The organism is Chryseobacterium formosum, from assembly GCF_026460885.1.
Taxonomy (GTDB): domain Bacteria; phylum Bacteroidota; class Bacteroidia; order Flavobacteriales; family Weeksellaceae; genus Chryseobacterium; species Chryseobacterium formosus.
In genome coordinates this window covers 256,067-275,616 of sequence record NZ_JAOVZW010000015.1, presented here as the reverse complement: position 1 = coordinate 275,616, position 19,550 = coordinate 256,067, and the positions used below count along the sequence as shown (strand labels likewise).

The 19,550-nt window shown below is 31.8% G+C and carries 20 protein-coding genes and 1 riboswitch; of the genes, 10 read left to right on the top strand and 10 right to left on the bottom strand.

What is annotated here, in order from left to right:
- Positions 1 to 3 precede the first annotated feature (3 nt).
- Positions 4 to 1,311, bottom strand: coding sequence for a voltage-gated chloride channel family protein (locus OF897_RS13760; protein ID WP_267266258.1), 1,308 nt, complete (start codon positions 1,309 to 1,311; stop codon positions 4 to 6).
- Positions 1,312 to 1,339: 28 nt separating this feature from the next.
- Positions 1,340 to 1,405: riboswitch (Fluoride riboswitch) on the bottom strand.
- Between the two features lie 181 nt (positions 1,406 to 1,586).
- On the opposite strand from OF897_RS13760, the gene OF897_RS13755 reads away from it, so the two are divergent.
- Entirely contained in the window at positions 1,587 to 2,531 is a 945-nt protein-coding gene (locus OF897_RS13755) for an aldo/keto reductase (RefSeq protein ID WP_267266257.1), read from the top strand.
- Positions 2,532 to 2,595: 64 nt separating this feature from the next.
- On the opposite strand, the gene OF897_RS13750 is transcribed toward OF897_RS13755, so the two are convergent.
- On the bottom strand, positions 2,596 to 3,321 hold the full coding sequence (locus OF897_RS13750) for an MBL fold metallo-hydrolase (protein ID WP_267266256.1): 726 nt from the start codon (positions 3,319 to 3,321) through the stop codon (positions 2,596 to 2,598).
- A gap of 688 nt (positions 3,322 to 4,009) precedes the next feature.
- On the opposite strand from OF897_RS13750, the gene OF897_RS13745 reads away from it, so the two are divergent.
- From OF897_RS13745 to OF897_RS13720, 6 genes are all read left to right on the top strand, one after another.
- A complete protein-coding gene (locus tag OF897_RS13745) occupies positions 4,010 to 4,633 on the top strand; it encodes a TetR/AcrR family transcriptional regulator (protein WP_267266255.1) in 624 nt (207 codons plus the stop codon).
- Positions 4,634 to 4,722: 89 nt separating this feature from the next.
- On the top strand, positions 4,723 to 5,808 hold the full coding sequence (gene dnaX / locus OF897_RS13740; RefSeq protein WP_267266254.1) for a DNA polymerase III subunit gamma/tau: 1,086 nt from the start codon (positions 4,723 to 4,725) through the stop codon (positions 5,806 to 5,808).
- Positions 5,809 to 5,846: 38 nt separating this feature from the next.
- The gene (locus OF897_RS13735) at positions 5,847 to 6,428 is read left to right on the top strand and encodes a hypothetical protein (protein WP_267266253.1); all 582 of its coding nucleotides are present in this window, start codon (positions 5,847 to 5,849) and stop codon (positions 6,426 to 6,428) included.
- 349 nt (positions 6,429 to 6,777) lie between these two features.
- Positions 6,778 to 7,857: a chorismate mutase gene (locus OF897_RS13730; RefSeq protein ID WP_267266252.1), complete on the top strand. Its 1,080-nt coding sequence runs from the start codon at positions 6,778 to 6,780 to the stop codon at positions 7,855 to 7,857.
- Positions 7,858 to 7,953: 96 nt separating this feature from the next.
- Positions 7,954 to 8,880 carry a ribosome small subunit-dependent GTPase A gene (gene rsgA / locus OF897_RS13725; RefSeq protein WP_267266251.1) on the top strand — a complete coding sequence of 309 codons (927 nt, stop codon included), beginning with the start codon at positions 7,954 to 7,956 and terminating at the stop codon, positions 8,878 to 8,880.
- Positions 8,881 to 9,204: 324 nt separating this feature from the next.
- Positions 9,205 to 9,624: a nucleoside-diphosphate kinase gene (locus tag OF897_RS13720; RefSeq protein ID WP_267266300.1), complete on the top strand. Its 420-nt coding sequence runs from the start codon at positions 9,205 to 9,207 to the stop codon at positions 9,622 to 9,624.
- 467 nt (positions 9,625 to 10,091) lie between these two features.
- Here the strand turns inward: OF897_RS13720 and rpe are convergent, their stop codons facing one another.
- Both rpe and chrP read right to left on the bottom strand, forming a co-directional pair.
- Positions 10,092 to 10,742: a ribulose-phosphate 3-epimerase gene (gene rpe / locus OF897_RS13715; protein WP_267266250.1), complete on the bottom strand. Its 651-nt coding sequence runs from the start codon at positions 10,740 to 10,742 to the stop codon at positions 10,092 to 10,094.
- Between the two features lie 85 nt (positions 10,743 to 10,827).
- Entirely contained in the window at positions 10,828 to 11,904 is a 1,077-nt protein-coding gene (chrP, locus tag OF897_RS13710; RefSeq protein ID WP_267266249.1) for a chryseobasin maturation metalloprotease ChrP, read from the bottom strand.
- A gap of 52 nt (positions 11,905 to 11,956) precedes the next feature.
- Here chrP and OF897_RS13705 point away from each other — a divergent pair, with 52 nt between their 5' ends.
- The gene (locus OF897_RS13705; protein ID WP_267266248.1) at positions 11,957 to 12,664 is read left to right on the top strand and encodes a DUF4294 domain-containing protein; all 708 of its coding nucleotides are present in this window, start codon (positions 11,957 to 11,959) and stop codon (positions 12,662 to 12,664) included.
- A 19-nt stretch (positions 12,665 to 12,683) separates the two neighbouring features.
- On the opposite strand, the gene OF897_RS13700 is transcribed toward OF897_RS13705, so the two are convergent.
- Positions 12,684 to 13,100, bottom strand: a complete 417-nt coding sequence (locus OF897_RS13700; protein ID WP_267266247.1) for an NUDIX hydrolase — start codon at positions 13,098 to 13,100, stop codon at positions 12,684 to 12,686.
- Positions 13,101 to 13,244: 144 nt separating this feature from the next.
- Positions 13,245 to 13,919 (bottom strand): tRNA (5-methylaminomethyl-2-thiouridine)(34)-methyltransferase MnmD, encoded by a 675-nt coding sequence (gene mnmD / locus OF897_RS13695; protein WP_267266299.1) that lies wholly within the window; start codon positions 13,917 to 13,919, stop codon positions 13,245 to 13,247.
- 84 nt (positions 13,920 to 14,003) lie between these two features.
- Here mnmD and OF897_RS13690 point away from each other — a divergent pair, with 84 nt between their 5' ends.
- A complete protein-coding gene (locus OF897_RS13690; protein WP_267266246.1) occupies positions 14,004 to 15,074 on the top strand; it encodes a branched-chain amino acid aminotransferase in 1,071 nt (356 codons plus the stop codon).
- A 78-nt stretch (positions 15,075 to 15,152) separates the two neighbouring features.
- Here the strand turns inward: OF897_RS13690 and OF897_RS13685 are convergent, their stop codons facing one another.
- The 4 genes from OF897_RS13685 to OF897_RS13670 form a co-directional block, all read right to left on the bottom strand.
- Entirely contained in the window at positions 15,153 to 16,160 is a 1,008-nt protein-coding gene (locus OF897_RS13685) for an SDR family NAD(P)-dependent oxidoreductase (protein WP_267266245.1), read from the bottom strand.
- A 164-nt stretch (positions 16,161 to 16,324) separates the two neighbouring features.
- Positions 16,325 to 17,188: a GLPGLI family protein gene (locus OF897_RS13680; protein WP_267266244.1), complete on the bottom strand. Its 864-nt coding sequence runs from the start codon at positions 17,186 to 17,188 to the stop codon at positions 16,325 to 16,327.
- A gap of 15 nt (positions 17,189 to 17,203) precedes the next feature.
- Positions 17,204 to 17,554, bottom strand: coding sequence for a hypothetical protein (locus OF897_RS13675; RefSeq protein WP_267266243.1), 351 nt, complete (start codon positions 17,552 to 17,554; stop codon positions 17,204 to 17,206).
- Positions 17,555 to 17,708: 154 nt separating this feature from the next.
- Positions 17,709 to 18,560, bottom strand: coding sequence for a M23 family metallopeptidase (locus tag OF897_RS13670; protein WP_267266242.1), 852 nt, complete (start codon positions 18,558 to 18,560; stop codon positions 17,709 to 17,711).
- 146 nt (positions 18,561 to 18,706) lie between these two features.
- Here OF897_RS13670 and OF897_RS13665 point away from each other — a divergent pair, with 146 nt between their 5' ends.
- Positions 18,707 to 19,546: an oxidoreductase gene (locus OF897_RS13665; RefSeq protein WP_267266241.1), complete on the top strand. Its 840-nt coding sequence runs from the start codon at positions 18,707 to 18,709 to the stop codon at positions 19,544 to 19,546.
- Positions 19,547 to 19,550: the final 4 nt, after the last annotated feature.

The following is a 19,550-nucleotide window of genomic DNA, read 5'->3' as shown; positions in this document are numbered from 1 at the left end:
AAATCAAAGTTCGCTCAATTTCTTACCAATATCTTTTAAAAATCTATTGTTTTTAGGTTCGCCAATAATCTGGCTTTTATAAATACTATTTGAGCCTGAAAATAAATATGAAACAACACACGCAATCGCCACATAAACACCGCATTCATTTCCAAACAACTCAATCGCCATAATGCTACATGCAATTGGCGTATTGGTCGCTCCCGCAAAAACTGCCACAAAACCCATACCCGCTAAAAGTGCAATAGGTAAAGGAATAAAATAGCCTAAAGCATTTCCTAAAGTTGCACCAATGAAAAATAGCGGAGTAACTTCTCCACCTTTAAAACCTGCAGCCAAAGTGATAATCGTAAAAATCATTTTTAATGTAAAATCATAAGCAGGAAGTTGTTGTTCGAAAGAATCAATAATTGTTGGAATTCCCAAACCAATGTATTTTGTGGTTCCAATTAACCAAACAAAAGATGCAACGATAATTCCGCCAATGAATGGTCGAAGTGGAGGATAACTGATTTTAGTTTTAAATAAACTTCCGGTTTTATGAATAGTTTTGATAAATGTTGCAGCGCAAATTCCAAAGAAAATTCCGGTAATGACGGCGTAAAGTATATTTAAAAATGAAATTTCAGGAATGTAATCAATTTGATAATGAGTGTGGTGCGTATTCCATAATTTTGTGACTAAATCTGCTATTACAGCTGCAGAAATTGCCGGAAATAAGGCATTGTATTTTAATCTTCCGACAAGAAAAACTTCCAGCCCGAAAATTGCTCCGGCTAAAGGTGTTCCGAAAACCGAACCAAATCCAGCCGCAATTGCAGAAATAATTAAAATTTTTCTATCGTCTGCTGATAATTTAAATGGCTTTGAAAATTGATCAGCAATTGCTCCTGCCATTTGTAAAGCAGTTCCTTCACGACCAGCTGATCCTCCAAAAAAATGAGTAATCATCGTTCCTAAATAGACAAAAGGTGCCATTTTTAAAGGAATAGTTTTTTGAGGATTGTGAATAGTTTCAATCAATAAATTATTCCCACTTTCAACGTCTTTTCCAAAGTAATGATAGAGTAATCCAACTAGAAATCCACCCAAAGGTAAAAATGCGATCAGCCAAAGATGATTTTCTCTGAATTGTGTCGCCCATTCTAAAGTCTGAAGAAAAAATGCAGAAGCGCTTCCTATTAAAACTCCGATTATTAAAGTAATGAAAAGCCATTTCAACACAAAAAGTGCAGAAGGATATTTTCTGAAAAATAATTTAATTAAAATAATTAGAATTCTAAAAACTGATTTTTTGTTATTTCTAAACATAATTTCCTGATTAAATGGTAAAACATTCAATTAATCAGGCGCCATCAGCTTTTCAAGGCGGTTGGGTAAGGAAGACACCATTTCCTTTTTTTTGAAAGAACAAATTTACGATAAAATATAATTTCGAAGATAATTTAATTAAAATTTTCGGTTTTAAATTATTTCAATCGAAAATTTCTATAAGCTCTATTCTTATTAAAACTAGATACTGAAAGGATTTTCCAAAGGTTGTTTCATAAATTAGCAATACTATTAAAATTTTATACAATCTATTTATGGAAAAAAGAAAAATAAAAAATACTGATCTTTTGGTAGCACCAATTAATTTTGGTGGAAATGTTTTTGGGTGGACTTTAGATGAAAAGCAGTCTTTCGATATTTTAGATCAGTTTACAGCAGGAGGTTTTAATTTTATAGATACAGCCGATACTTATTCTTGGTGGGTAAATGGAAAAGGTGGTCAGTCTGAGGAAATTATTGGCAAATGGATGAAGCAGAGAAATAATCGAAACGATTTGGTAATTGCCACAAAAGTGGGTTCGGAAACAAAAGAGCATGGTTTTGATATTAGTAAAAAACATATTTTAAAGTCGGTTGACGAATCTCTTACCAGGCTTCAAACTGATCATATTGATCTTTATTATACCCATTTTGATGATAACAAAACTCCGGTTGAAGAAACCTTAGAAGCGTACGATGAAATTATTAAAGCCGGAAAAGTTCGTTACATCGCTGCATCAAACGTTTCACCGGAAAGATTAAAAGAATCTTTTGAAGTTGCCGAAAAAAACAATCTTCCAAAATATGTTGCTTTACAACCACACTATAATTTATTGGAAAGAGAAAAGTTTGAAACTCAATACGCTGATTTGGTTAAAGAATATGATTTGAGTGTTTTTACCTATTGGTCATTGGCGGCAGGTTTTCTTACCGGAAAATATCGTAATGAAGATGATTTAAATAAAAGCGCAAGAGGAGAAGGTGTAAGAAAATATTTAGATGAAAAAGGTTTGAATGTTTTAAAAGCTTTAGATGAAATCAGTGAAAAACATGAAACGAATCAGGCTTCTGTTGCATTAGCTTGGCTTTTAGCAAATCCTTTAGTAACCGCTCCTATTGTAAGTGCCACAAGTGAATCTCAATTAAAGACTTTGTTTGCTGCTCCGGAATTAAATTTAAGTTCTGCCGATATTGAACTTTTGAATAAAGTAAGTAGATAATTAAAGAAGTTTAAAATTAAAACCTCCTGTAATCGATTTTCAGGAGGTTTTATAAGTAAGTATTTTAAAATTCTAAAACGCTTTTATCCAAATCATGATAAAGCAAAATTTTCCAATGATTGTCTATTGCTTCTTCCTGCCATTTGATGCGTAATTGCATTGCTTTTTTACCATCAAAATCACTTTTGTAGGCGACGTGATATTTCAAATAAGATTCTTGAGGAAGATTATCTGCGCCGAAAAATATAGTCTCATCATTCTCGGTAATTTTAAAAATCTGCATAAATGGACTGTGACCTCCAACGACTTCATAATAAATTTCATCATTAATATTTCCCTGATCTTCATTTATCCAAACAATATTGGGTTGTTGAATTAATGCTTCTAAAACCTCGAAATCAAAAGAAGGATTTTCACGGCTTTCTAAAGCAAAGTCTAGTTCTCTGTTTTGAATATAAATTTTAGCATTTGGAAACGTAGGTTCGAAGCCGTTTTCTGTTTTCAACAGCGTTCCGTTGATGTGGTCTTTATGTAAATGAGATAGAAGAATTTTAGTTATTTGATCCGGATGAATATTTTCTTTCTCGAGAATTTCGGTGATGACTAATTTTCCAGCTTTATTTTTCCAACCAAAACCGGCATCAATAAGAATATAATCATTTTTTGTAATAATTAAAAAAGGCTGTATAGACATTTTTATTCCTCTCGCTTCAGGATTTTCTTCCAAAATTGTGAAGTTTTTTAATTTGTCAGCAATAAAATTGCCTTCTTTTAAAGGAATGATTTTCATTTTTAATTAATTAATCTTCAAATAATGCTTTTGATAGCAATATTTGGAGTTACAAAGATAGAATTGATAGTGTTTTTGTCCAAAAAATAGTCTTTTAATCTTACGATTGTTTTAAATGAAAAAAATAAATAATTAAAGATAAAAAGAGATTTTTTCAATGAAAATCAACAATGGCATTAAACGTGCAACAGAAGGGTGGAGCTTCCTAAAGAAACACTAAATATTTTCTTGAAATTTATTATTTGATATTCAAAAAAATCGTAATTTTAATTAAGGATAGTGAATTATTTTATTTAATGAGAAATTTAACAATAAATGTTTTGGTTTAAATTATATCAGTATAATCAATTGTTATTTTAAAAATAATTTTCACTTGTGTGAAATTTGATAAAGAATATTGAATTTTAATTCATTTTTATTAATCTTAGATGTAGTATTTTTGCACTTTTTATTTTAAGAAAAAATACACTGACAAGGAAATAAATTTAGGTTTTTCTACACTTAGTGAAACCGGATGAGAAAAAAAATCGTAAATAAGAAATATAATGTTCCACAATTCTCACTAAAGAGATGTATATTTGTGAATGTAAAATTCTATTAAGTCTTTTGTAAACAGTAGATTACGGATGGTATAGAATTTTTAAATATTATTGAAAAGTTGCTTTTAGCAAAAATTAAATAGAAAACGATGCCTAGAAAAGTTGTACAAGGTCCTATTAGGGACAAAGAAAAAACAAAACAAAAACTACTCAATGCAGTAGGGAAGATTTTGAAAACCAAAGGATATTCCGGATTAATGGTAAGTAAAATTGCTGCAGTTGCAGGATTTGACAAAAAATTAATTTATGAATATTTCGGAAGCACTGATAAATTGATCGATGAGTATATCAGATCGCAAGATTACTGGAGTAAATTTGAGGCCGGTGATGATGTAGATTTATCAGATGGGGGAAAAGAATTGTCTAAAATGGCAATTGTAAACCAGTTTGAAAGTTTAAAGAAAAACAAAGAATTACAGAAAATTCTTGTGTGGGAAATGTCAGAAAGCAGACCTATTCTCAAGAAAATTTTAGATCAGAGAGAAGAGGTGGGAGAAGTATTATTCAAAAATATTACAGATCCTCATTTTGGAGAAAAGTCTGAGGAATACAGAGCTATTACAGCGCTTCTTATTGCGGGTTCTTATCATTTGAATTTGTATACTGGTCATAACGGAAGTACGTTTTGCGGTATCGATATGAAAAGTGAAGAAGGAAGGAAGAAGATTGAAAAAGCTATTGCAGATATCATCGACTTCGCTTACAATAAATAATATTCTATTGCCCAAACCTTAGCAATATTTTACATGAAATTTGAAGATTTTAATTTTTAAATTAAAACTATATTCCTTACTTTTGGGCAATGGAAAATTTTATCGTATCTGCAAGAAAGTACCGTCCGCAACAGTTTGATACCGTTGTTGGGCAATCTCATATTACAGATACGCTAGAACATGCTATTGAAGAAAATCAATTGGCACAGGCGCTGTTGTTTTGCGGACCTCGTGGTGTCGGCAAAACGACTTGTGCCAGAATTTTAGCAAGAAAAATCAACGAAAAAGACGGTTCCGTCTCAGAAGATGGTTTTGCTTACAATATTTATGAGCTTGATGCTGCGTCTAATAACTCTGTTGACGATATCCGTGAGTTGATTGATCAGGTGCGTTTTGCGCCACAAGTCGGTCAGTACAAAGTCTATATTATTGACGAGGTTCACATGTTGTCTTCTGCAGCATTTAATGCTTTTCTTAAAACTTTGGAGGAGCCACCTGCTCATGCAATATTTATCTTAGCAACGACTGAAAAACATAAAATTATCCCTACAATTTTATCGCGTTGTCAGATTTATGATTTCAAAAGAATTACAATTCTTGATATTCAGAATCATTTAAGAGGAATTGCGGAAAAAGAAAATGTAAAGTATGAAGATGATGCTTTGTATTTGATTGCTCAAAAAGCAGACGGTGCGTTGAGAGATGCGCTTTCTATTTTTGACAGGCTTTCTACCTTTTCTCAGAAAAATATTACCCTTGCTAAGGCTGCTGAAGTTCTTAACATTTTAGACTACGATCAATATCTGAAAATTGTCGATTTAGCTAAAGAAAATAAAATTCCTGAAGTACTTTCTGCTTTCAATGAAATTGTAAAAAAAGGTTTTGATCCACATTTGTTTATTGCGGGATTAGGAAATCATTTCCGTGATTTAATGATGGCTCAAAATCCGTCAACAATGGATTTGATTGAAGTTGGGGAGCAGACGAAAGTGAAATTTACCGAGCAGGGACAAAAATGGAGTCCGCAACATTTAATCGACGGAATCGAAATCTGTAATCATGCAGATATCAATTATAAAAATTCAAAAAATCCTAGACTTACCGTTGAAATTGCCTTGATGCAATTATCTTCTCTTTCTGCCGGTGGCGAATTAGCTAAAAAAAAAAGTTTATAATATTAGCTCCGTTTCTTGATGAGAAACAGGAGATAAAATTGCCAACTCAGATTCAGGAGAAAAAAGTTGAAGAAGTAAAAGTTCAAACTAAAGTTGCTGAACCCGAACAAACTTCACAACCTGTAATTAAAGCTTCCAAACCTCTATCTAAACCTAATATTTCTTCAGGTTTCAGTATCAATTCATTCTTAAATCAGGAAGAAAAAACTGAAGAAAGAGAAAAAACTACTGTTGTCAATACTGAAAATCTGCCGGAACATCATTTTACAGATACCGATATTCAGACAGAATGGACGGTACTTTTAAAACAGCTTAGAACCAAAGATCCCGTTGTTTTTAATGCAATAAAAGCTTTTAAGCTCATTAAAATTGATGAAAAAATCATTGAGATTTCTTATCCTTCAGATTCTGCTAAAATAGAATTTGATAAAATCAGTATCGAGTTTTTTAATCATTTTAAACATAAAGTGCATAATCATTCTATCGAGTTTCAGTTTAAAAAAGATCATGAAAATCTGAAAATTGAAGTGATGACTAAAAAGAAAATTTTTGAAAAATTTATTGAAATGAATCCTCTTTTAAAAGATTTAGACGATTTAATGAGGTTTGATTTGTCATAAATTTATATATTTGCTTAATATTTACAAAAACAAAGATAAATTACAGTATAAAATTGGAACATTCCAAACTTCCATATACTTCTGATTTTACTCAAACAATCAGTTTTACACCTGCTTATTTCTTAAGCAGTTATCTTTCTTTTGCTACATTTTATTATAGAAATTTTAGAAGTTATTATCGATTTTATTGGTATAGCTAATTTAATTTCTTTCTTAAAAACTATAGGAACTCTGCGTTTAGATTCCTGATTTCATAACAATTTTTGAATTACATTTTTTTGAAAGAATTATAAAGTAACTTTATAATACATATACTATTGCGTTTAATTTTAAAATATAAATATACAATATGAACTTAAGAGATTTGGAAAACAGCTGGATAAAAGATTTTCACCAGCCTCTTATTATCGCTGGACCATGCAGTGCGGAAAGTGAACAACAAATGCTGGAAACGGCAAAAAGAATTAAAAATACCAATGCAGAAGTTCCTATTTTTCGTGCAGGAATTTGGAAACCGAGAACTAAACCAAATGGTTTTGAAGGAGTTGGTGTAATTGGTTTAAACTGGTTAAAAAAAGTAAAAGAAGAATACGGTTTTAAAACTGCTACAGAAGTTGCAAATGCTCATCACGTTGCTGCAGCTTTGGAAGCAGATGTCGATATTTTATGGATTGGTGCACGTTCTACGGTAAACCCTTTTACCGTTCAGGAAATTGCAGAAGCTTTAAAGGGAACTGAAAAAATAGTTTTGGTTAAAAATCCTGTAAATCCAGATTTAGCATTGTGGATTGGTGCTTTGGAAAGACTTTTAGGACAGGATATTAAAAATTTAGGAGCAATTCACAGAGGTTTTTCAACGTACCAGAAAACGAAATACAGAAATAATCCGAATTGGCAGATTGCATTAGATTTTAAAAGTCAGTTTCCAAATATTCCGATTTTAATTGATCCTTCTCATATTTGCGGAAATCGTACCGGATTAGCGGGAATTACTCAGGAAGCGTTGAATGTCGGTTACCAAGGTGCAATTATCGAATCACATTGTAATCCTGACGAAGCGTGGAGTGATGCTTCACAACAAATTACACCTGAAGTTTTAGGTGAAATGATTTCAAATTTGAAAGTCAGAAATTCAGGAATAGCTGGTTTTGATGATGAAATGGGAAGACACAGAACGTTGATTTCAGATTTAGATTTTCAGTTAATTGAATTGCTTTCTCAAAGAATGAAAATTTCATCAAAAATCGGAAAACTGAAGAAGGAAAATGACATTGCGATTTTTCAGCCGGATCGTTGGAAAGTTATTACAGAATATGCCATTCAAAAAGCTTCTGAGACAGGAATGTCGCAGGATTTTATTGAAAAAGTCTTCAAAGCGATTCACGAAGAATCAATTGAGGTTCAAAATAGTATTATGATTAACAGATAAGTTGGTTTTGGAAAAAGTAGTAGGATTTAGAATTTGTTTCAGACTTAAACTAAATCCTATTACCTAAACCTAATTCCTTATATTTGCAATCTATATATGAAAGGAAAAATCATTAAATCTACAGGAAGTTGGTATCAGGTTTTGGAAACAGAAACCGGAAAAATTTTTGAAGCGAGAATTCGCGGGAAATTTAAACTGATAAAAACCAGACTTACAAATCCTTTAGCTGTTGGTGATTTTGTGGAATTTCAGCTGGAGCAGGATGATGTTGCTTGGATTACTAAAATTGAGCCTCGCAAAAATTATCTGATCCGAAAATCTGTAAACCTTTCAAAAGAAGCACATATTATTGCTTCAAATATTGATTTGGCTTGTTTTATTTTTACTTTAAAACATCCCGAAACTTCTCTCGGTTTTCTAGACCGATTTTTAGCTTGTTGTGAAGCTTACAATATTACTCCATTGATTTTATTCAATAAAATGGATGTTCTTTCTGAAGAAGAATCTGAAATTGTAAAAGATATTGAATTTCTTTACAATGAAATCGGGTACGAAACTTTGGAAATTTCTTCTTATTCAAAATTAAATCTTGATGATTTAGTTGAACTTCTGAAAGATAAAACTTCTGTATTTTTTGGTCATTCCGGTTGTGGGAAATCTACTTTGGTCAATGCGATGCAACCCAATCTTAATTTGAGAACTTCAGAAATTTCAGATACTCATTTAAAAGGTAAGCATACAACCACTTTTGCACAAATGCATTTTTGGGATTTTGGCGGAAATGTTATCGATACTCCCGGAGTTCGTGAATTTGCGATGATTGATATTGAAAAAGAAGAAGTACAACATTATTTTCCTGAAATTTTTAAAAAGAGGGAAGAATGTAAATATCATAATTGCATGCATATAAATGAGCCGAAGTGTGCCGTTTTAGAATCTTTAGAAACCGGTGAAATTCAATCTTCAAGATATTCTACTTATATCAAATTGATGGAAGAAGCGGAAGAAAACGCTCACAGATAAGTAATTTTCTTACATTTTTTAAACTAAACCCATTCTTTTGCTTGATTATGAAGCAAATAGAATAATTGTATTCATATTCTATATTCGGAAATTGTGAATTATACAATTTATATGCTGATTATTAGCAATAAAAAACCCAGCCGAAGCTGGGTAAAAACTAATAACCATGAAAACTCAAATTAAACATGAGAATCGAATTAATAGTTACAATTACTGTGCCAAGAAATAACTCTCAATTCTTAACAAAAGTTATTTTATGTTAAAATTAATTTAAAATTTATTTTAGATATTTTTTGTAGTTTTGTGCCATTAAAAAAATATTCAATTATGTCAAACATTACATTCACAATGATTAAGCCAGATGCGGTTGCTGACGGTCACATTGGTGCTATTTTAGGGAAAATTTCAGAAGGTGGTTTTAAAATCAAAGCTTTAAAATTAACTCAGCTTACTGTTGCAGATGCGAAAAAATTCTACGAAGTACATGCTGAAAGACCTTTTTACGGAGAATTGGTTGATTTTATGAGTTCAGGTCCTATCGTAGCTGCAGTTTTAGAAAAAGACAATGCAGTTGAAGATTTCAGAACTTTAATCGGAGCTACAAATCCTGCTGAAGCAGCTGAAGGAACTATCAGAAAAATGTTTGCCAGAAGCATCGGAGAGAATGCAGTACACGGTTCTGACTCTAACGAAAATGCTTTGATTGAAGCACAATTTCATTTTTCAGGGAGAGAGATTTTTTAATTAAAACTCCACAAAATATTAATCCGGAAATTTTTCCGGATTTTTTTTTGCTCTAATAATTTGATAGTCAAATATCTGCCATTTAGTCTTGATTTAGTAATGACAGAATTAACATTAGGTTAATGTGTTGTTTAGATTTGATTTAACTTAAATTTTAAAATCTGAATTATTTGTAATTGATTGTTTAATATGTTTAAATGAAAATCAAGATAAATGCTTATCAATAAAAATTCCGTGTTTTTACGGATAGGATTGTGTGTCATATTTTTTCATCTTTACATCAAATAAAAACAGAGAATCAGATTCCTAGGCATCGAATCTAAAAGAAAACTAATAACCATATAATTAAATTATCTCTTTGTAAGAGAAGAAAGACAGTTGATTCAACTGTCTTTTTGTTTTATTACAAAAAAGGACTGTTTCAGATTTCATGAAACAGTCCTTTTTATATATGAATTTTTAATTCCTTAAACCTTTAGAAGTTCAATTGTTCTTTCAGGATTTTCTGTTGAAAAAACGGCATTTCCAGCGACTAATACATCTGCTCCGGCTTCGAATAATTTAGACGCATTATCTAAATTTACTCCGCCATCAATTTCGATTAAGGCTGTAGAATTATTGCTTAAAATAAGATCCTTAGTTTCAGCGATTTTCTTGTAAGTATTTTCGATAAATTTTTGACCTCCAAATCCTGGATTTACACTCATTAATAAAACCAAATCTACATCTGCAATAATATCTTCAAGCAATAATACCGGCGTTGAAGGATTTAAAACAACTCCAGCTTTCACACCTTTGCTTTGAATATGGTGAATTGTTCTATGAAGATGCGTACAAGCTTCATAATGTATAGAGATTAAATCTGCTCCGTGACTGATGAATTCATCAACATATTTTTCTGGCTCCACAATCATTAAATGTACGTCAACAAACTTTTTTGCGTGTTGTTGTACGGTTTTCATCACAGGAAATCCGAAAGAAATATTCGGAACAAATCTGCCGTCCATCACATCGATATGTAACCAATCTGCCTGAGAATTATTAAGCATTTCAATGTCTCTCTGCAGGTTCCCAAAGTCTGCGGATAAAAGGGAAGGAGCAATAAGCTTCGTTTTCATTTTTACTTATATTTAGATTTTAGAGGCTAGAAATTAGAGGCTAGACTGGAACTAACTTCTAATTATCTAATTTCTAACTTCTTTCTTAATGATATTTCAGTTTCATTTCTGGTGTAATCTTCAAAAGTGTTTCGTAAATCAATTGAATTACGTTTCCGACGTCTTCTTTAGATACCATTTCCACTGTTGTATGCATGTATCGCAAAGGTAAAGAAATCAACGCACTTGGAACTCCTCCGTTCGAATGTGCAAAAGCATCTGTATCTGTTCCTGTTGCCCGACTTGCCGCAGCTCTTTGGAAGGGAATTTTTTTAGTTTTTGCCGTGTCAATGATCAATTCTCTGATGGTGTGATGTACACTTGGAGCAAAAAATACAACCGGACCATCCCCACATTTTTGATCGCCTTCTTTTTTCTTTTCAATCATTGGTGTCGTCGTATCGTGGGTAACATCTGTAACGATTGCGATATTTGGTTTAATCGTATCTGCGATCATATCTGCACCGTACAAACCAACTTCTTCCTGCACCGAATTGGTAATATACAAACCAAAAGGAATCTGTTTTTTGTTTTCCTTTAAAAGTCTCGCAACTTCAGCGATCATAAATCCACCAATCCTGTTATCTAAAGCTCTACAAACAAAATAACGATTGTTCATTTCGAAAAATTCATCGGGATAAGTAATCATACATCCTACGAAAATTCCTAAATCTTCAACTTCTTGTTTTGAAGTTGCACCACAATCGATGAAAATATTATCAATTTTTGGAGTTGGTTCGTTCTGATTTGCACTTCTTGTGTGGATTGCAGGCCATCCGAAAACTCCTTTTACAATTCCTTTTTCTCCATGAATGCTTACAACTTTCGAAGGTGCAATGGTTTGATCTGAACCTCCGTTTCTGATGACATAAATTAAACCATCATCGGTAATATAATTTACATACCAGGAAATTTCATCAGCATGAGCTTCAATAACCACTTTAAATTCTGCTTCAGGATTGATAATTCCGTAGCAGGTTCCGTAATGATCGACTTCAACTTTATCTACATAAGGAGTGATATAGTCCATCCATACTTTTTGACCTTCATGTTCGTAACCAGTTGGTGACGAAGTATTTAAATATTTCTCTAAAAATTTCAAAGATTTCTTCTCAAATTTCATATAAAGGGAATGATTTTTGTTATCAAATTTTGTTATAATACGTGTAAAAATAATGAAATTTCATAAAATTGCCTGCCTTTTTCTGTTCTTTTTTGGTCTTACTGTTTTTGGGCAGCAGAGAGATTCTATTATTGCAAGACCTCTCGCGCAGTATCCGCAAGATCAATTACAGACTGATGAATTTGGAAATAAATTTTATTATGATGAAAGACAGAAAGCCAAAATCTATGAGATTAATGGTGAAACTGTAGTTGTTATGGATGAATTAGTTCTTTTAAATAAGCCTAAATTCAATAATCAGCTTGATAAAAATTATTACTTTTTTTTAAATAAAAAATTATACCGAGTTTATCCTTTGTTTTTAACAGCATTGCAGCAATACAGGGATATTCAAGGAGAAATGAATAATCTTGACACTGCAGCAAAGCGAAAATATGTAAAAGACAGACAAAATATGTTGGCTGATCAATATGAAAAGCAATTGAGAGATTTAACCACAACTGAAGGTCAGGTTTTTGCTAAATTATTAAACAGAGCAACCGGAAAAAATGTTTTTGAAATCATTAAAGAATTACGTGGCGGATGGAGTGCTTTCTGGTGGAATGTAAAGGGGAAAATGGCAGATATTGACTTGAAAGACCGGTACAATCCTCATAAAAACAGAACTGATGAGTTTTTAGAATCACTTCTTCAATCCAATTGGAATTCCGGTTATTTACAACCTTATCCGGGAGCGAAAGATTTTAGAGTATCAAAATAATAAAAAATTCCTGTAAATATTACAGGAATTTTTCTTTCAGTTTATCGAAAACAATTTTATCTACAGGGAGCGTAAATGGATTTTCAGAAACATCAATCGGAATCCAATCTATTTTTTCAATACAAGGATCGAGAATGATAAAATCTTCTTCGTTGGTAATATTTACCATATAATATATAGTAAGCAATTGCTCGTTAGATTTAAATCTTGAAACCAAAAAATCTTCCTGAGTGTAAAGATGTTCTACAATTTCTATATGTACATTCAATTCTTCCTCAAATTCGCGCTTCAAACAATCTGTTAATCCTTCACCATATTCCAAACCACCACCCGGAAATTTCATTAAAGGTTGTCCTGCATATTCTTCAAAAAGAGTGAGGACTTTTTTATCTTTTACAACACAAGCGTAAACTCTTACATTAATATTGTCAATCATAAATAATAATTTGCTTAGCTAAAATAGGGAAAAATGTTTTAAGTTAGAAGTTATTAATTATGAGTTATAAGTTTTAAAAAAGATATAATTATTAAAACCACTACATTTATATAGTCAACAAATTGATAGTTAATAACTCATAAGTCAAAACTTTATAGCGTTAATCATTTCTCTCTTTCCGGGAGGTCCCTGTTTTTTTTCAACTTTAAAATTAAGTTCTTCTAAAATTCTTCTTACGCTTCCTTTTGATGAATAGGTTGTTAACAATCCATTTACATTCATTTTGTCGGAAACCATCTCGAATAAAGGCTTTTCCCAAAGGTCAGGCTGTACTCTCGCTCCGAAACAATCATAATAAACCAAGTTAATCTTCGGGAGATCAATGTTTTTTAAATCAAAAAAGTCACATTGAATCTTATGTAGGTTAAAACCTTTAATAATTTCAATCGGTTTTTCCCAATCAGATTGATGAATTTTTTGATAAATATTTTTTAATTCAGGGTTATCAAACAGTTCGAAATACGCTAAATTTTCTATTTCAGACTCTTTTATTGGATATTTTTCGAGGGTAAAATAGTTGATGACATGATTTTTGTCAGTTTTTAAATATTCATTAATTGTTACCAAAACATTCAAACCTGTTCCAAAACCTAGTTCTAAAATGTTAATTTCGCAATCATTTATTAAATTAAGTCCATTTTTAATAAACACGTGTTCTGCTTCTTGAAGTGCTCCGTGATGAGAATGATAGTTTTCGTTTAATTCACTGATAAACAGTGTTTTACTGCCGTCATTGGTTGTCTTAATCTCTCTTTCCAAAGTAATTTTTTTCAAATTTAATCTAAAATTTTTATATTTGGAAAATTATGTTAAATTTGTAGAACATCATAAAAATTTTAAGAAATGATAATTCAAAAAACAGAAAACTCTAGAATTTCTACATTCGATCCTAATAATTTTTCGTTTGGAAATACTTTCAGTGATCACATGATCATCTGTGAATATGAGAACGGTAAATGGGGCGATGTGAAATTGGTTCCTTATGGTCCCTTACTGTTTACGCCTGCAATGATGGGAGTAAATTACGGACAAGCTTGTTTTGAAGGTATGAAAGCTTATAAAGACAACAACGGACAGGTTTTCCTTTTCAGGCCCGAAAAGAATTTTGAGCGTATCAATAAATCTGCAAAACGTTTGGCAATGCCGGAAGTTACAGAAGAAATATTTTTGGATGGTTTAAAAGCATTAGTTGATATTGATAGAGAGTGGATTCCTCAAGGAGAAGGTAATTCATTATACATCAGACCTTTGATTTTCGCTACAGAAGAAGCTTTGAAAGCAAGAGTAGCAAATAAATATATGTTTGCAATCGTTGCAACACCTGCAAAAATGTATTATACAGAGCCGGTTTCAGTAAAAATTTCAGATCATTATTCAAGAGCTGCAAGTGGTGGAGTAGGTTCTGCTAAAGCTGCAGGAAATTACGCTGCTTCTTTCTACCCAACTCAGTTGGCTATCGATGAAGGGTATGATCAAATTATCTGGACAGATGATGCTACTCATGAATATTTCGAAGAAAGTGGCACGATGAATGTTTTTGTAAGAATCAACGATGCAATTTTTACACCACCAACTTCTGAAAAAATCTTAGATGGAGTTACAAGAGACAGTTTTATTGCATTAGCTAAAAAAAGAGGTTTCGAAGTAAAAGTTGAAGCTATTAAAGTAAAAGATGTGATTGAAGCTCAGAAAAACGGAACTTTGAAAGAAGTTTGGGGAGTAGGAACAGCAGTTGTTACTACTGTTTTCCAGGCTTTAGGTTATAATGGTGAAAAATTAGAATTACCAAGACTTTCAGATGAAGAAAGCTTTGCAGTAACATTGAAAAATGACTTGGTTAATTTACAAACTAACCTTTCTGAAGATCCTTTCGGATGGAGAGTTTTGGTTGATCATGCTTTAGAAACGGTTTAATTTTAGAATTAAATATCAAATATAAAGTCGGGAATTGCTCCCGACTTTTTTTGTTGTTTGAAAATGTGAAAAATCTTCCTAAATTTCATTATTGTCAACTTTATTTCTGGATTTTAAAAGCATAAAAGCCAATCCTAATCCAAGCCCGGCAACCAAAGCTATTTTAGTTTTCTTTCCGGGAACAGGAAGAATAGTTTCACCATAAATTCGATGCGGTTCTGAGGATGGTTCAAGAACGTTACCTGATGTAGATTCACCATTTTTCAATTTCATCATTAATCGCATTCCTGCAGAAGCGGTATTAATAATCGCTTTTGGAAACATTTCATAAAGATTTACCAAAACCTTTGATCTCACATCGGGAAAAAGATCTTTTTGCGGTTCTTTTGCTAACTGTACAATTTTTTCAGCCGTATCTCTCGGATCTGATGCAAATGGCGGAACTTTAAAATCTAATCCTGAAAACTTTGCAGAGTGAGAATTTCCTGTCGAGCGCTGAATTTGTGGATAAAGGTTAGCAATATGAATATTCGCATAATCTGAAATTTCACCATGAAGACATTCCATCATTCCACGGATTCCAAATTTTGTTGAAGAGTAAACTGCACTGTAAGGAGCGGGCATAAATCCTCCAATCGAAACATTATTAATTAAAATTCCTTCGTTTTGTTCTTTAAAAAGAGGTAAAACTGAATAAGCTCCATGCATATATCCGAAAAGATTGGTTTTTATAACCTGTTCGTGAACTTCCATCGGGATTTCTTCAAATTTTCCGCTTGCCATAACTCCGGCATTATTGACCCAAATATCGATTCTTCCAAATTCTTTTACTGCGGTTTTTAAAAGGTTATCAACCTCTTCAGCTTTGGAAACATCGGTAGAAACGGCAATAGCATTTACACCAAGATCTTTGCAGATTTTTAAAGTTTCATCTAGAGCTTCCTGACCTCTTGCTGCAATAACGATATTGCATCCTTCAAAAGAAAAGGCTTCAACAGCAGCTCTTCCGACTCCGCTGCTTCCGCCTGTTATAACAACGGTTTTACCTCGAAGACTTCTTTTTTCTAAACTGTTTTGTGATTTCATATTGTGGTATTTTATATTTAAGATTGAGTGTTAACAATAACCTATCTATTTTTACACCAAAAAGAGTTTTTAGCTATTAATTTTAAATGAAATCATAATAAAACAAAAAACACGAACTTAAAACTGTCCGTGTTTGATTTGAAATAATATTTAAATTGAGTGTTTTATTTGTATAAATCAAGTTCCAGAAAATTATTTTTTTTCTGCAGTTCTTCTTTTCTTTCTTTTTCAACCAGTTTTAGCATCTCATACTGAGAATAAGTTTTTCCGTCAAAACTCACTGATACAGATATCGGAGCTGAAATTTCTGACGAGCTTGAAATCTTACGCATATCTTTAGCAGGATCTTTTTTATATTCCGCCCAAAGCTTTCTAAATTTTTCTTCATTTATTACGATTTCTCTGTTTTTCTTATTGAGAATTTCATCAGAATCAACGACTAATTTTTTTGTTCCGATGAGCGTAAATTGATGATCTCCTTTAGAGTCTTCAGCTTTTACAATTAAACCGGGAAGACCGCATAATTCGTGTGGACCGTCTTGGATTGGAAGTTCAGGAGCAAACCAAACATTCCTTTTTCTTCCATGGAAAGTTGTTGTTGCTTTTTGAACATCATAACCTAAAACTTTAGATTTTTCTTTACTGATTTTCCAATCTAGCTTTTTATCATTGATAATTAAAAATTGATTTGAACTGATGCTTCTTTTTAATGTTCTTTTATAATCCGGATATGTTTTTATAACCTCTGTGCTTACTTTCGACTGTTTGAGATTTGTAAAATCAAAATGAGACTGTTGCGTTGCTTTTGCATTTTTAAAATTTGCTGTCATTGTAGAATCATAAACTTGTTTTACCTGACTGTAAAATTTAGACCCTTTCGGTGTAGTCTGCAAAACCATGTTTTCAGAATCAGATTTGTCGCGGTTTAGCGAGTCTATTTTAAATTTGTATTCGTAAATAAACTGGTTAGATTGTGCAAAACAGAGCCCTGTAATCAGTAATAACAGGATTGAGAATTTGATTTTCATATAATTGATTAGTATTTAGAATGTAACGCTTTCTTCTTTATAATTGTAGATAATTACATGCGAATCTTCTCTTTTGCCTGTTTTGTGAACAGATTTTGCCGCAAGTATTTTAAAGTTTTTCGGATGATAAATGGTGTATGTTCCATTTTCAGGATCGTAGACTACTTTTTCTGCGTTTTCAAAAGAAATATTTTCATCTTTCATCATAACATTCCCTTCATAAATTGTAGTTTTTTCTTCTACATTTTTTTTAGACTTGTCTGATTTAAATGTTAATGATCTAATATTTTTCTTTTCTTGAGCTAAAGTAGTTTGAGAACAAAGAGCGAGCGTGAAAATACTTGAGATTGTAAATAATTTTTTCATTTATTAATTTTGATGAAACGAAAATACAGATAAATCTCAAACCAGTGTAAAATTTAATATTTCTTTATGAATTCTAAACAGAATTTAACTATATTTATCGTGATAACATTAAAATCAGATGTGAAAACATAGAATTTTTTAGATTTATATCCTTTTAATTTTTAATCTCTTGATTTATTTTTAATCTTTTCGATGAGATATTATTTTCAAAAATGAAAGGAATCGATTTTAAACTCATGTTTTTTTCAGGAATTAGAACATTGAAATGTAAATGTTCACCGGAAGTAAAACCTGTGGCTCCGCTCAAACCAATCGGCTGATTTCTTTTTACTGCATCACCAACTTTTACAAAAGCTCCATCTTTTTTTAAATGAACATAATCTGTAAATAATCCGCTGTGAGGATGATAAATAGTGATAAAGTTAGCATAAGGAGTCCATTTTATATCATTTTTTCCAAATTCATAATCTTTAATTACGGCTACAATAAAACCATCATCTGCACTTGTAATTGTGTCGCCAACTTTCATATTAAAATCTATGGCGTATCTCGAACCGTCTTTATTATGGCTAAAACTTCCGTTACTAGACTGCATAATGCTGTATGTTTTTCCTTTAGGAAAGGGAAGTGCAAGCTTGTTGTGCTTGATTCTTTTTCTTACATCTCCAAGTCTCTGTTTGAATCTGAAATTAAATTGTGAATCGTCTAGCTTTTTTGCCGGCAACTTAATATTAACTTCTGAATTCTCTTTGATAACTAATTTAATAGTGTCATTAATAATTTTTTTATCTTTTAAATATTCCGAAAAAACATATACTCTTAACGGAGAAAACAAAGGATTTCTGATAGTTACGGTAATTGTATCATTTTTATACTCAAAATTTCTGTAGTTTGAAAATTGATGATATGTTTCTTTTGGAATTTCCTGAGCATAATTAAATGAAAAGCAAAAAAGCAGAAAGAAAAAAATCTGTTTGTGGAAATTCATGTATTGTATTTGCTTCAAAAATAAACATTTTATCACAAGTTTTTGAAAATTAAAAATACTGCATCTTATTTTTGGCTACAACAATCTTTGATTCGGTCACATTACTATTTTCATCATTTACCAACTTTGTACTGTAAAAATTAATCAATTAAAATTATTTAAAAATGGACACAAAAAAAGTATGGTTTGTAACCGGAGCGTCAAAAGGTTTAGGTTTAACATTAGTAAAAAGATTATTAAATGAAGGATATTCTGTAGCAGCAACTTCAAGAAATCTATCTGAATTAAAAACTGCCGCCAATTCTGAAAGCGAATCTTTTCTTCCTCTGGAAATGGATTTAATCAACGAAAAAAATGTAGCAGAAGCTATTCAAAAAACGGTAGAATATTTCGGAAAAATTGATGTCGTTGTAAACAACGCAGGTTACGGACAATTGGGAACTTTGGAAGAATTAACTGACGATGAAAGCCGTAAAAACTTCGATACCAATGTTTTCGGTTCTCTGAATGTTATCAGAAAAGTTATGCCACATTTAAGAGCTCAAAAAAGCGGATCGATCATCAATATTGCTTCAATTGGTGGTCTTACTGGTGAATTTGCAGGTTGGGGAGTTTATTGTGCAACTAAATTTGCTGTTGTAGGATTCACTGAAGCTTTGGCGGCTGAAATAAAAGAATTTGGAGTGAATGCAACAGTTGTTTATCCGGGATATTTCAGAACAGATTTCCTTACCAGAGGTTCACTTCGCACTCCTGAAACCGAAATTACTGATTATACAACAGCAAGACAGCTTCAGGTTGCGCACGAACAGGAAATTAATGGAAATCAGCCGGGAGATCCTGAAAAAGCTGCGTTAGCGATGATAGAATTGGCAGAAATGGAAAATCCACCAGTTCATTTAGTCTTAGGATCTGATGCATTCCAAATTGCAGGTAGTAAATTAAATGCACTTCAAACTGAGATTTCTGATTTTAAAACTTTGAGTACATCAACAGATTATTAACTTT